Raw genomic sequence first — 13,512 nt, 5'->3', positions numbered from 1 at the left:
AACCCTTGCTTTCCATCTTGGATCCGCCTTCTGCTGTTCTCCCAGCGACCATGGCGCGATCCGGTGTTCCCTTTGTCTTCCGGAAGCACGGCTTGTCCCGTTATCTCAATGGCTTGTCCACATCTCCCGAGGTCTGCGGACTGGCTTCCGTTACCCTGATTCAATCACTGAACTATTCTAAACGCGCATTGGGATGCGACATGGTTTTCGCGTAAAGACGACACGTCAAATTATCGCGTTTGCGACGTTTCCAGGATTGCAAATTGGCTTAAAAGCCAGTTACCACGTCAACCATATCCCAATCTGTTTCATTCCATGGGAGGCTCGGTGGCCATGAAACGTTCCGAAATCAACGAAATCATTCGCGAAAGCGACGCCTTCATCCGCTCTTTCGGCTATGTCATGCCGCCTTTCGCCTACTGGTCGCCGGAGGAACTGAAGGCGCGCACCTCGTCCGATGCGCGCGCAATCCGCGACGCGCGCCTCGGCTGGGATATCACCGACTACGGGCAGGGCAAGTTTGCCGATCTCGGACTGTTTCTCTTCACCACGCGCAACGGCAATGCGAAGGACCTCAAGCGCGGCGGCGGGATGCTTTATGCCGAAAAGATCATGATTTCGCGTGAGAATCAGCTTTCCCCGATGCACCGCCATGTAGTGAAGGCGGAAGACATCATCAATCGCGGCGGCGGCACGCTGGTGCTGGAACTGTTCAATTCGCTCCCGGACGGCAGCGTGGATGAGGAAACCGACGTGACGGTCGCAACCGACGGACGCCTTGTGACGCAGAAGGCTGGCGCTCACCTGAAGCTTCAGCCCGGTGAAAGCGTGACCCTCTTGCCCGGCAACTGGCATGCTTTCTGGGGCGAGGGCGGCGATGTGCTGATCGGTGAGGTTTCGACCGTCAACGATGACCTGACAGACAATATTTTCCGCGAGCCGATCGGCCGTTTTTCGAATATCGAAGAAAACGAGAAGCCGCTGCATCTGCTGGTATCGGACTACGACAAATGGCTGTGATCCTACCGATATTTCGTTTCTGGCAGCCTGCAAATGGTGTTGTTTGACGCTTCCGGTCCGCATGTAACTTTAAGTGAACAATGCTCCGGTTCTCCAACGGCTCCATTTCAGGCAAACCGGAACCGGAATCTCAACAGGCTCTCGCGAAGCAAACTGAAGGACTAAATCATGAAGCTGGCGATGATCGGAACGGGCTATGTGGGGCTGGTTTCGGGTGTGTGTTTTGCTGAATTCGGCTTTCACGTCATCTGCGTCGACAAGAATCCGTCGATCATCGAACGGCTGAAAGCCGGTAAGGTCACCATCTTCGAGCCGGGACTCGATGAGTTGATGACCCGCAATATTCGCGATGGCCGACTGGAGTTCAGCACCGATCTTCCGGCAAGCGTGGCGGACGCCGATGTCATCTTCATAGCGGTCGGCACGCCGTCGCGTCGTGGTGACGGCGAGGCGGACCTGCAATATATCGAAGCGGCTGCGGATGAAATCGCCGCCGCCATGAAACCCGGTGCCGTGGTCGTCATCAAGTCGACGGTGGTGGTGGGCACCAATGCGCGCATACGCGACCGCATCAAGGCCGCCAATCCGGGCGTGCCGTTCTCTATGGTGTCCAATCCGGAATTTCTGCGGGAAGGTTCCGCAATCGAAGATTTCATGCGGCCTGACCGTGTGGTGGTCGGCGTGGAGGACGAGCGCGGCAGGGCTGCGATGCAACGTCTCTATCGTCCGCTTTACCTGCGTGAAACGCCGATGGTCGTCACGTCGCTCGAAAATGCGGAAATCATCAAATATGCCGCCAATGCCTTTCTGGCGATGAAGGTGACATTCATCAACGAGGTGGCCGATCTTTGCGAGAAGACCGGCGGCAATGTGCAGGAAGTGGCGCGCGCCATCGGCATGGATAACCGCATTGGTTCCAAGTTCCTGCATGCAGGACCGGGTTTTGGCGGGTCATGCTTCCCGAAAGACACGCGCGCCTTCGCTGCAACCGGCAAGAAATATGATGCGCCACAATCGCTGATCGAGCAGGTCATCGCGGTCAATGAAGCGCGCAAGCAATCCATGGCCGAACGGATCGTGACTGCCGCCAAGGAAAGCGGGGCGGATACGGTTGCGGTTCTTGGCGTCGCCTTCAAGCCGAACACCGATGATATTCGCGAGTCTCCCGCGCTCGACATTATCGCGGCCATCCAGAAAGCCGGGATCAAGGTTCAGGCCCACGACCCGGAAGCCATGGGTGCTGCCCGAGCGGTGTTGCCCAACGTCGTCTGGTGCAATTCAGCCTATGAAGCGGCGGAAGGTGCGGGCGTCGTCGCCCTGCTGACCGAATGGAACGCCTATCGCGCGCTCAATCTTAAACGGATAGCCAGCGCCATGGCCGGAAATGTGCTGATCGACCTGCGCAATGTCTACAAGGCCGAAGACATTGCAGGCACCGGACTTGATTACCGTTCGGTGGGGCGGACGCTTCCAATCTGAGTGAAATGCCGGGGAGTTTACTCCCCGGCTGTCAGCCGCTTCTTTTCATTGGCGATGAGCCAGAGATTGCGGATATAGACGACGAGGCCAAGCGCCTGTCCGGCAATGAAGACCGGGTCCTTGCGCTGGATCGCATAGATCAAAAGTAGCGTGCCGCCGAAAAGCGAGAAGAACCAGAAGGCAACAGGCATCACGCTGCGCTTTGCCTTTTCGGACGCCAGCCACTGCACCACGAAGCGCATGGTGAAACAGGCCTGGGCGATGAAGCCCAGCACGATCCAGCCGTCCCATTGCGCCACGAAGACCTCGTGCAGCCATTGCGACAGGCTGTTGAAAATATCAGTCATGGGTGATCTCCCTCACACGAGGAACGACCTTGCGGCGCTTGCGCAGCCACCAGACGCCATAAAGGTCAAGGATGCCGCGCATTCCACGGTCCAGAATGCCATAATTGGATTTGCCGTGGCGGCGTTCGCGGTCGACCACATCCACATGCACCACGTCATAGCCCTCGCGCAGCGCCAGCGCGGGAAGGTAGCGATGCCAGCCGTCGAAGAAAGGCAGTTGCCGGAACAGGTCGGTGTGCAGCGCTTTCAGTCCGCAACCGGAATCGCGTGTCTTATCCTTGAGGATCGCGCCGCGCAGATTGTTGGCAAAACGGGAAGACAACTGCTTTAGCTTGGTATCGGTGCGCTTGAGGCGCTGTCCGGCTGCAATGCCGTAATCCGGTCCGGCTTTGATCAGCGCATCCGCCAGAACCGGCAGATAGGCCGGGTTGTTCTGCCCGTCGCCATCCATGGTCACGACGATCTTGCCGCGCGCTGCGAAAACACCGGAGCGCACAGCGGCGCTCTGACCCGACGAGCGGTCATGGCGCAGATGGCGGAGCGGCTTGCCCGCATGGATGCGGCCCGCGAGCACATCGCTCGTCGAGTCCGTCGAACCGTCGTCTACGACGATGACTTCGTATGCGCGGCCCTGCATGGCGGCATCGACTTCATCCAGCAGAAAGGCAAGATTGTCGGCTTCGTTGCGGCAGGGGATAACCACAGAAATCGTCGGTGTGTCCAAGCGGAGTGTTCCTTCATTCCTCGCGCCATCTGCCTAAGCCCGGCTTATCTGCCCGGAAACCCGATAGCGCGCAAGGCGCGCTGCATAGCATTGATTGCATGGCAAAGCCAAGACGGTTCAAGTAATCGTGAGTTTTGGCCCCGATAATAGCTCGATTAGTCGATTGACCGCTGTTTTAGCCGGACATTGGCGCAGACGGAAGGGCCGCTGCCAGCCAATCCAGAAAATTCTGTGTCACCTGGTCCCGGTTGGTTTCGTTGAGGCTTTCGTGGCGGGTGCCGGGCAGGATCGTGCAATCGACACGCTTGAAGCCCATGTTCCGCAGTCTCTCCGCCAGCCTCTGCACAGCAGCACCGTTTGCCGTTGCCGGGTCTTCCGCGCCGCCAACGAGATTGAACGGCATGTCTCGCGGAACTTTCGCGAAGTTGCGGTCGTCGGCGGCACGGCGGATCAAGCGGAAAATGTCGATCCATAGCGCCACGCTGGCGTCAAAGCCGCAAAGCGGATCGGCGATATAGGCATCGACCTCCGCTGCATCGTGGGAAAGCCAGTCGAACAGCGTGCGGTGTCCCTTTATGGACCGGCCCCAGGCGCGGAAGGTCATTTTCGGCAGGATGCTGCTTGGAACGTCCGAGCCTTTCAGCATGCGCTCCATATAAAGAAGTGCGAGGGCCGCTGCGCTTTCCGCTCCGCCGTCGAAATTGGCATTCCAGATTGCCGCCGCATCGACCGTATCGGCATGGTTCAGCACATAGTTCAGCGCGATCAGCCCTCCCATGGAATGGCCGAAAAGCACCACGGGCAAGCCCGGATGTTTCTCGTGGATGTGTCGGTTGAGCGCCCGGACGTCCTCGATGGCCACGATATGACCCTGTTTTTGCGCGAACATGCCTCTTGGTGCATGAGCGCCGATATTGGCGCCGTGTCCGCGATGGTCGTGAATATAGACGTGGCAGCCAGCCGCAGCGAGGGCGGATGCGAAGCGTTCGTATCGCGCCGAGTGTTCGGCAAGACCGTGGCATATCTGGACGACCGCTCGCGGCGCGTCGGCACGGATGGTGCGGAACGGAAGTTCCGGTTTGTCTGGGACCGGCAGATGATGAATGGTTTTGAAGGTCATTCCGCCATCTGATTTTATGCCGTGCAAATAGTCAATCTCCCCTTATGTAGCGTCGCATAAACAGGCATCGGACCGTGGGGTGAGTGAATTTTAGGCAACAGCGTTTTTTGTGCAGATTCTGCTTGAAAAGCGCAAAAGCTTGGGCAAATCTAGCCTTGCAGACGGGGTTTTGAAGGGCATTCAGGGGCGTCGAGAGACGGAATTCGCGTCATAACTTGCAGGCCGTCCGATGAAAGGGAGGAAACTTTCGCGGACGGTGGCCAGAGGGGAAACCGGGTGACGGAAATATCCGCGCCCGGTTTCATTATATGTGTTTCATCAGCAGATACGGACTGGCGGTTCCGGCCGCTTCCATTTCACGGGTTGGCGTTTGCTTCCGGGGCGTATTTGGCCTACATACGCGTCAGCAATTTCCGCGCGGTTCGCATGATCGGCGACCCGCGCTTCTCAACCTGCGGAGACGACGCGCTTTATGGCACGCCAGTTCATTTATCATATGTCCGGCCTCAACAAGGCCTATGGCAACAAGAAGATTCTGGAGAATATTCATCTCTCCTTCTATCCTGACGCCAAGATCGGCATTCTCGGTCCGAACGGCGCCGGTAAGTCGACCGTGCTCAAGATCATGGCCGGCCTCGACAAGGAATATACCGGCGAGGCGTGGCTCGCCGAAGGCGCTACCTGCGGTTATCTTCCGCAGGAGCCGGAGCTCGATCCTTCCAAGGATGTGCTCGGCAATGTGATGGAAGGCGTCGCCGACAAGAAGGCGATCATCGACCGTTACAACGAACTGATGATGAATTATTCCGATGAGACCGCCGACGAAGGCGCAAAGCTTCAGGATATCATCGATAGCCAGAACCTCTGGGACTTGGACAGCCAGGTCGAGATGGCCATGGAGGCGCTGCGCTGCCCTCCGGGCGATGCGGACGTGACCAAGCTTTCGGGCGGCGAAAAGCGCCGCGTGGCGCTTTGCAAGCTTCTGCTTTCGAAGCCGGAGCTGCTGCTTCTCGACGAACCGACCAACCATCTGGACGCCGAAACCACCGCATGGCTTGAAAAGCACCTGCGCGAATATCCGGGTTCGGTGTTGATCATCACCCACGACCGTTACTTCCTCGACAATGTGACGGGTTGGATTCTGGAGCTCGACCGCGGTCGCGGCATTCCTTATGAAGGCAACTATTCCGCCTATCTGGAAGCCAAGGCCAAGCGCATGGCGCAGGAAGGCCGCGAGGAAGCTGCTCGCGAAAAGGCGTTGTCGCGCGAACGCGAGTGGATTTCGGCAAGCCCGAAGGCGCGTCAGGCCAAGTCCAAGGCGCGTATCAAGGCCTATGACGAACTGGTCAAGAGCGCGGAAGAGCGCCGCCCCGGCGATGCGCAGATCATCATTCCGGTGGGCGAGCGCCTTGGTCAGGTGGTGATCGAGGTTGAAAACCTGTCGAAGGGCTTTGGCGACCGACTGCTGATCGACGATCTGAGCTTCAAGCTGCCTGCGGGCGGCATTGTCGGCGTCATCGGCCCGAACGGTGCCGGTAAATCGACGCTCTTCAAGATGCTGACCGGTCAGGAACAGCCGGACAAGGGCTCTGTGCGTATTGGCGAGACGGTTCATCTGTCCTATGTGGATCAGAGCCGCGACGCGCTCGACCCCAACAAGACCGTCTGGGAAGAGATTTCCGGCGGCAATGACGTCATCAAGCTCGGCAAGTTTGAAATGAACTCCCGCGCTTATTGCGGCGCGTTCAACTTCAAGGGCGGCGACCAGCAGCAGAAGGTCGGCAATCTTTCCGGCGGTCAGCGCAATCGTGTTCACCTTGCCAAGATGCTGAAGTCCGGCGGCAATGTCCTGCTCCTCGACGAACCGACCAATGACCTTGATACGGAAACGCTGGGCGCACTTGAAGATGCGCTGGAAAATTTCGCTGGCTGCGCCGTTATCATCAGCCACGACCGTATGTTCCTCGATCGCCTGGCAACGCATATCCTCGCATTCGAAGGCGACAGCCACGTCGAATGGTTTGAAGGCAACTTCGAGGACTATGAAGCTGACAAGATCCGCCGTCTCGGACCGGACAGCGTCAACCCGAAACGGGTGACCTACAAGCCGCTGACGCGGTAAGGTTCGAGATGTTCAGGTTCTCGCGGTCTGCGAATGGCGTGGTTCTGTGCTTCCGGCGCTCACCTACGCAAAGTACGCTTCGAACCTCACCATTTTCGCCTTGCTATAACCAGAACCTCAACGAACCTCTGGCGATTTGAAGTTAAGGCCGGTGCATTGCACCGGCCTTTTCATTTGATGAAAGGAAACAGGATGAAAGACTGGTCTGCGCAGCAATATATGAAGTTTGAAGACGAACGCAGCCGCCCGGCGGGTGACCTTCTGGCCCGGATACCGCTCGACAAGCCGCGCAAGGTTGTCGATATGGGCTGCGGACCGGGCAACTCGACGGAACTTCTGGCCGAACGCTGGCCGGGCGCGGAAATTTCCGGCTTTGATACATCGCCTGACATGATCGAAAAGGCCAGTGCGCGCTTGCCGCAGGTCAATTTCACTATCGGCGACGTGAAGAGCTACGAGCCGGATGCGGAAACCGACGTTCTTTTCTCCAATGCCGTTTTCCAGTGGCTCCCGGATCACATGGAGCAGATGAAGCGCCTTCTGTCGCGGCTTCGTTCGGGCGCGGTGCTGGCCGTGCAGATGCCCGACAATATGGCCGAGCCAACCCATGTCGGTATGCGTGATGTTGCAAGAACCGAAGCCTTTGCCGCCAAGATCGGCACTGAGGGCAGGGACCCTCTGCCGCCAGCGGCGGAATATTACAACGCGCTGGCCGCTCATTCCGCACGCATCGATATATGGCATACGATCTACAACCATACGCTGGATGGCGTGGATGCGATTGTGGAGTGGGTGAAGGGAACAGGTTTGCGGCCTTTTCTCGATCCGCTCGACCCACAGGAGCAGGTGGATTATCTGGCGGCTTACAAGGCGCGGATCGCGCCGCATTATCCGGCAACGGTCGACGGAAAAGTCCTGTTGCGTTTTCCGCGTATTTTTCTGGTTGCCCAGAAGAAATAGCGGGCTCAAGAATCGTTCTACACGGGGATTTGATCGACTGCCCGTGTAGGCCGTCCCTTATTATTTCAACGTTATTTCAAAGGGTTGCAGTGTGCCTGATTTGCGCACCGGTTCCGGTCGCGTCCGTCAGCAATTTCTTATATTGGAATAGATTGCATGCAAACGATTTTGTTCCTATGGTCTGGCCGCATCCTGAAACTGCTCTAGATATGGAGCCTGTGATCGCAACGCCATGATGCTTCATCCCGTTGCGATTTCGTTCAGGATGCCGGTTTCGATGCTTTTGCTCCGTTACATTTTTCGTTGGGAATGAACACCGAGACCGCCGGTCCAAGGACTGCTCGCCGTCGCGAGCGATTGAGACGGCATGGTTTGGCCGGGAGGACATTTCAAATGCGTGCCTGCCTTGTGGTTGAAGTGCGGCCCGCACCTTTGTGACGTGAAACAAGCGCCGACTTCGGTCATCCCGCGTGTGGGACCGGCGGCTTGCAGGCGGTTTCACAAACCGCCTGCTATCGGGAGTTTTCAGAATGAACAATGCAGAAATGCATGCTGACGCCAATGGCGAGATCGAAGCGGCACATGATGCCCATGACACGCGCCGCCGCGTGTTTGCCATCGTGGCCAGCGCATCGGGCAATCTGGTGGAGTGGTACGATTTTTACGTCTATTCCTTCGGTGCGCTTTATTTCGCATCGCAGTTTTTCCCTGCGGAAGACCAGACCAGCCAGTTGCTGAACGCGGCTGCGATTTTTGCGGCAGGCTTCCTCATGCGTCCTATCGGCGGCTGGCTTTTTGGCCGCATTGCCGACCGGCTCGGCCGGCGCACATCCATGCTGATTTCGGTCACGATGATGTGCCTTGGCTCTTTCGCCATCGCCATTCTGCCGACCTATCAGAGCATCGGCATTCTGGCGCCGTTACTGCTGCTGATCGTGCGGCTTTTGCAGGGACTTTCCGTCGGTGGCGAATACGGCACCACCGCAACCTATATGAGCGAGGTGGCGCTGGCCGGTCGCCGCGGCTTCTTCTCCTCGTTCCAGTATGTCACGTTGATCGGCGGGCAGTTGCTGGCCGTTCTGGTTATCGTGGTGCTGCAGTTCTTCCTGACATCGGATGAGCTTCACGCATGGGGGTGGCGCATCCCGTTCGCAATTGGCGGTGTTGCGGCCATCGTGGCGCTTTTCCTCCGGCGGACCTTGCATGAGACCTCGACGGAAGAAACCCGCGGCAACAAGGCGGCAGGCAGCTTCGCCAATATCTGGAAGAACCACCGCAAGGCTTTCCTTGTCGTCGTCGGCTTCACGGCTGGCGGCTCGCTCGCCTTCTATACTTTCACGACCTATATGCAGAAATATCTGGTCAACACCGCCGGCATGAGCAAGGAAACAGCCAGCGAAACCATGACCTTCGTGCTGCTGGTCTATATGCTGATGCAACCGCTTTTCGGCGCATTGTCCGACAAGATCGGGCGCAAGACGATGATGATCGGCTTTGGCGGCATTTCGATCCTGACCACGATTCCGCTTCTCACGCTGATCGGTTCGGTGCAAAGCCCGGTGTGGGCATTCATCTATATCGTGATCGCGCTCGCGATCGTCAGCATGTACACCTCCATCAGCGGCATCGTGAAGGCAGAGCTGTTTCCGGCGGAAGTGCGGGCGCTGGGCGTCGGCTTTTCCTACGCCATCGCCAATGCGATTTTTGGCGGCACGGCTGAATATGTGGCGCTGTGGTTCAAGCAGCAGGGCATGGAAAGCGGCTTCTTCTGGTATGTGACCGTAATCATGGTGGTCGTCTTCGCCGTCAGTATCGTGATGCCCAACCCGCGCAAGCACGGCTATCTGCAAGGGCATGGTATGGTTGATTGAACAGCCCGAAATGGCTTATGAGTTGACACTCTTGAAATATAAGTAAATTGTAGTATTATAAGATAGTATTAATTATTAAAAACAATTTATCTATTTCTAGTTTAAGTATTAAAAATTACAATTAATATATAGTTATTCAGATATGTAAAATAACAAAATACAACCCGGCGAATTTTATTCACTGGGTTATATTATAAGTCATGATATGTTTTCTACATCAATCAATAAAATTAAAATTTTTGCTTGCTGAAGCAGTGGCGCAATATGCTGTAAATTTCACCTCGCCGCCAATCTCCCATCTGCCGATAGTAATTACAAAAGAACCAGTAGAGTCTGTTTTTCCCAATGCAGTATAATGATCAAAAGCTATAATATTTTCACGTTCAGCCAGGGAGGGTGCAAATGAGTTCATTGGCGCATTGTCAATGGTGCAGCCTAACACTGCATCCGGTACCGGCTTTCCGTGCCAGAAAACAGTAACCTTAGCTATATCGCCAACGCCGGTGTTTACCTTTACTCCATCTACAAGTTTATCAATTTTAATGGTCCAACCTGACGAAGCTAAGGTTCCTCCACTGACTGTTCCATCACTGATTTGACATACTCCTAAAAAGTCAAAATCAGACTCGGAATTTAAAGTATTAGATAGATCAAAAATTTTATTATTATGCATTTTAAACTCCTGTATATAACAGTCGATATATTAATTTATTTTATAAGCATTATAAACTGTCACAAATAGCAGGTATCAAATTTTTACTAAAATAGTATTAGGTTGTATTGATAAATCCACTTTCGATTCGGTAATAAGGCGAATTCGGCCGAACACAATAATCCAAAGTAAGGATTTATTCTTCCAAGAAGAGATCTCTGTACATTCAGTGGAGGATTCTGTGTCGCTTCACGATGTAACGAAATGCTCCGCCTTGATGTCGCATATTGCGGAGTGTTGGTCGCCATCACTGTGATGTGTGATCTTGTTTTCAATTATTGGAGCGCATCCCGAAAAGTATGAATCTGATCCACTCAGATCTAAACGCACTCTAAAACGTTGCATGCTTCCATGCGGTGTTTTCACATCTGCACCGCTTCGTCGTCTTCCGGCGAGACGAGACGGGTGGCGCGCCATTCCGTAAGTTTCGCGTTGATCGCATCCATGACGAAGAAACGTGCCGAATCCCTATCATAGCCTTCATCACGCAACGCGTCGTAATCGGTATGAGCATGGCGCACATGCGCAACGGTTGCGAGCCACACCGCGGTGGATGGCGGCAGCGCCTTCATATGGGGGCTGAGCGCCGCGGCGCGGATCGGCTCGGAATCCGAATAGGGTACTGCCGGAAGCAGGAGCGTCAGCGATTTGGCAATTGCCTTTTGGCGATTGGTGCCTGCGCTCATTCCGCTCTCCTTCCATGTTCTGCATCTGCCTGAAAATCCGAAACGATTTTCTGAATGCGCGATGCGTGGCTTCGCTATTTTGAATGTCCTTTGTGCGTCCGCAAGGACGGATCGCGCTCCACTGCGAATCCCTTATGTCACCCATTCTGCATGAAAAGTCCTTGCGTCGGAATCATTTTCCATATAAACATATCTTTATGTCTTTTAGTCGGCCTGAGGGCAAGGGATGAGCGGTTTGCAACTGCAACTCGATCAGATGGTGGATGTGTTGAAAGCGGTGGCGGAGCCAAGCCGTTTGCGCATTCTGGCGCTTTTGGCGCGGGGCGACCTGACCGTCTCCGACCTCACGACAATATTGGGGCAGTCACAGCCGCGGGTTTCGCGTCATCTGAAGCTGCTGGCCGAAGCTGATCTCATTGATCGCTATCAGGAAGGGGCGTGGGCCTATTTCCGTCTCGCGGACAATGCGATCAGCGGCGATCTTGCGCGTGGGCTTCTGGCGCGTCTCGATAGCGCCGATGCGCTGGTTGAGCGCGACATGGAGCGGCTGTCGCAGGTGAAGTCCAGCCGACAGGAAAAGGCGGCCGCCTATTTCAGCGCCAATGCCGGAAGCTGGGATCAGATTCGCAGGCTGCATGTTTCCGAGGATGCGGTCGAGGTCGCGCTCAAGAAGATTGTCGGCGACAAGCCGTTTCAGGCCATGCTGGACGTCGGCACAGGTACAGGCCGCTTGCTGGAGCTTTTTGCCCCGCTTTACCTGCGCGGCGTCGGCATCGACATCAATCGCGACATGCTGGCCGTGGCGCGTGCCAATCTCGATCTGGCGGCAATCGGCAATGCACAGGTTCGCCAGGGCGATGTCTATGCGCTGCCTGTCGAGCGCGAGAGTTTCGATCTGGTGACTATTCATCAGGTTCTGCACTTTCTCGACGACCCGCTGGCCGCGATCCGGGAGGGCGCGCGGGCGCTGCGCCCCAACGGACGGCTGCTGATCGTCGATTTTGCACCGCACAGGCTTGAGTTCCTGCGCGAGGAACACGCACATTTGCGGCTTGGTTTCAGCGATGAGCAGATGCTGGGCTGGATGAAGGATGCCGGACTTGAGCCGGAGAAGACACTGGAACTGGAGCCGAAGGCCACCAACGGAGATGAGGGGCTGACAGTGAAGCTGTGGCTTGCTCGCGATCCGCGCCTTCTGATCGCCGACCCGGTGTCGAAAACAATTGAGCGCGTTTCGGCCTGACGAGGTTGGACGGAAACGCGCTTTGAATATTTGTATTCACGGCATTATGCGACGCCAGATGTTTGTATCCGGCTGCAAAATGCTCCGAGCATGACGGAGACAGTTTGATGGGTTTTTACGGTCTTTCCCGCCGACCGGACGTTGGCCAGACCACCCGGGTATCGTTCGAATTCTTCCCGCCCAAGACGGAAGAAATGGAACAGCGTCTCTGGGATACGGTCACGCGGCTTGCCCCGTTGCAGCCCGAATTTGTTTCGGTGACCTATGGCGCGGGCGGTTCCACGCGGGAACGCACGGCACGCACCGTAGCGCGCATTCTCAAGGAAACCGACATCAAGCCCGCCGCGCATCTGACATGTGTGGATGCGACGCGCGAGGAAGTCGACCGTGTTGTGCGTGAATTCGCTTCGCTTGGCGTCAATCGTTTCGTGGCACTGCGCGGCGATCCGGCAGCCGGTATCGGCGAGAAATATGTGCCGACGCCCGGCGGCTACCAGAACGGCGCCGAACTGGTCTCCGGCCTGCGCAATATTGCGGATTTCGACATTTCGGTCTCTGCCTATCCGGAAAAACATCCGGAAAGCCCGGATTTTGCGACCGATATCGATATGCTGAAGCGCAAGGTCGATAATGGAGCGACGCGCGCCATCACCCAGTTTTTCTTCGAAAACGATCTTTACGAGCGTTATGTCGAGCGCGTACGCCGCGCCGGTATCTACATTCCGATCGTTCCGGGCGTGCTGCCGGTCCATAACTTCAAGCAGGTCAAGAATTTCTGCGCGCGCTCGGCGACGCATATTCCAAGCTGGCTGGCGGAACGATTCGAGGGGCTGGACAACGATCCGCAGACACATCAGCTCGTGGCGGCGGCGATTGCTGCGGAACAGGTGATGGACCTGATCGAACGCGGCGTGCAGGATTTCCATTTCTATACGATGAATCGCGCCGATCTGCCTTTTGCGATCTGTCATATGATCGGCATAAGGCCGAAGGCAGAGGCGGTTCTTGAGGTTGCCTGAAATAAGAAAGCCCGGCAATTTCGCCGGGCTTTCTCGTTTTCGTGCGGGTCGGCCTATCCTCAAAAACCGAAGCCGCCGTAATGGTTTAGGCCATTTCCCTTAGAGCATTTCCTGTTTAGGCTGGATCGTCGGAAATGCTCTCGATTTGTTTTCACGCATGTCTTTATCCCGAAACCGGTTCCCACTTTCGGGAGACATGCTTTAAGGGA

General features: G+C 56.1%; 12 protein-coding genes. 7 read left to right on the top strand and 5 right to left on the bottom strand.

The features are described 5' to 3' along the window. Window positions 1–333: 333 nt before the first annotated feature. Together F9K78_RS00950 and F9K78_RS00945 are read left to right on the top strand one after the other, a co-directional pair. A complete protein-coding gene (locus tag F9K78_RS00950) occupies window positions 334–1,020 on the top strand; it encodes a D-lyxose/D-mannose family sugar isomerase (RefSeq protein WP_121986012.1) in 687 nt (228 codons plus the stop codon). 168 nt (window positions 1,021–1,188) lie between these two features. Continuing rightward, window positions 1,189–2,499: a UDP-glucose dehydrogenase family protein gene (locus F9K78_RS00945; protein ID WP_121986013.1), complete on the top strand. Its 1,311-nt coding sequence runs from the start codon at window positions 1,189–1,191 to the stop codon at window positions 2,497–2,499. Window positions 2,500–2,516: 17 nt separating this feature from the next. Here the strand turns inward: F9K78_RS00945 and F9K78_RS00940 are convergent, their stop codons facing one another. From F9K78_RS00940 to F9K78_RS00930, 3 genes are all read right to left on the bottom strand, one after another. Continuing rightward, the gene (locus F9K78_RS00940; protein ID WP_121982814.1) at window positions 2,517–2,846 is read right to left on the bottom strand and encodes a lipid-A-disaccharide synthase N-terminal domain-containing protein; all 330 of its coding nucleotides are present in this window, start codon (window positions 2,844–2,846) and stop codon (window positions 2,517–2,519) included. After that, window positions 2,839–3,570 carry a glycosyltransferase family 2 protein gene (locus F9K78_RS00935; RefSeq protein WP_006467249.1) on the bottom strand — a complete coding sequence of 244 codons (732 nt, stop codon included), beginning with the start codon at window positions 3,568–3,570 and terminating at the stop codon, window positions 2,839–2,841. The genes F9K78_RS00940 and F9K78_RS00935 overlap by 8 nt, the downstream gene beginning before the upstream one ends. A 175-nt stretch (window positions 3,571–3,745) precedes the next feature. Next, window positions 3,746–4,690 carry an alpha/beta fold hydrolase gene (locus F9K78_RS00930; protein ID WP_121986014.1) on the bottom strand — a complete coding sequence of 315 codons (945 nt, stop codon included), beginning with the start codon at window positions 4,688–4,690 and terminating at the stop codon, window positions 3,746–3,748. Window positions 4,691–5,162: 472 nt separating this feature from the next. Between F9K78_RS00930 and ettA the strand changes: the two genes are divergently transcribed. The 3 genes from ettA to F9K78_RS00915 all read left to right on the top strand — a co-directional run bounded on the left by ettA (window position 5,163) and on the right by F9K78_RS00915 (window position 9,643). Further along, window positions 5,163–6,812 carry an energy-dependent translational throttle protein EttA gene (ettA, locus tag F9K78_RS00925; protein WP_121986015.1) on the top strand — a complete coding sequence of 550 codons (1,650 nt, stop codon included), beginning with the start codon at window positions 5,163–5,165 and terminating at the stop codon, window positions 6,810–6,812. 192 nt (window positions 6,813–7,004) lie between these two features. Continuing rightward, complete coding sequence (tam, locus tag F9K78_RS00920) at window positions 7,005–7,772, top strand: trans-aconitate 2-methyltransferase (RefSeq protein WP_121986016.1); 768 nt, start codon at window positions 7,005–7,007, stop codon at window positions 7,770–7,772. 530 nt (window positions 7,773–8,302) lie between these two features. After that, complete coding sequence (locus tag F9K78_RS00915) at window positions 8,303–9,643, top strand: MFS family transporter (RefSeq protein ID WP_121986017.1); 1,341 nt, start codon at window positions 8,303–8,305, stop codon at window positions 9,641–9,643. Window positions 9,644–9,860: 217 nt separating this feature from the next. Here the strand turns inward: F9K78_RS00915 and F9K78_RS00910 are convergent, their stop codons facing one another. Both F9K78_RS00910 and F9K78_RS00905 read right to left on the bottom strand, forming a co-directional pair. Further along, window positions 9,861–10,316: a DUF4198 domain-containing protein gene (locus tag F9K78_RS00910; protein WP_144897538.1), complete on the bottom strand. Its 456-nt coding sequence runs from the start codon at window positions 10,314–10,316 to the stop codon at window positions 9,861–9,863. Between the two features lie 401 nt (window positions 10,317–10,717). Continuing rightward, window positions 10,718–11,041 (bottom strand): DUF2293 domain-containing protein, encoded by a 324-nt coding sequence (locus F9K78_RS00905; RefSeq protein WP_121986018.1) that lies wholly within the window; start codon window positions 11,039–11,041, stop codon window positions 10,718–10,720. Between the two features lie 226 nt (window positions 11,042–11,267). Between F9K78_RS00905 and F9K78_RS00900 the strand changes: the two genes are divergently transcribed. Both F9K78_RS00900 and metF read left to right on the top strand, forming a co-directional pair. Then, the gene (locus F9K78_RS00900; RefSeq protein ID WP_121982822.1) at window positions 11,268–12,284 is read left to right on the top strand and encodes an ArsR/SmtB family transcription factor; all 1,017 of its coding nucleotides are present in this window, start codon (window positions 11,268–11,270) and stop codon (window positions 12,282–12,284) included. 107 nt (window positions 12,285–12,391) lie between these two features. Next, complete coding sequence (gene metF / locus F9K78_RS00895; protein ID WP_121982823.1) at window positions 12,392–13,303, top strand: methylenetetrahydrofolate reductase [NAD(P)H]; 912 nt, start codon at window positions 12,392–12,394, stop codon at window positions 13,301–13,303. Window positions 13,304–13,512 lie beyond the last annotated feature (209 nt).

This window comes from Brucella pseudintermedia (assembly GCF_008932435.1).
GTDB lineage: Bacteria > Pseudomonadota > Alphaproteobacteria > Rhizobiales > Rhizobiaceae > Brucella > Brucella pseudintermedia.
This window is presented reverse-complemented; position numbering and strand designations above follow the sequence as displayed.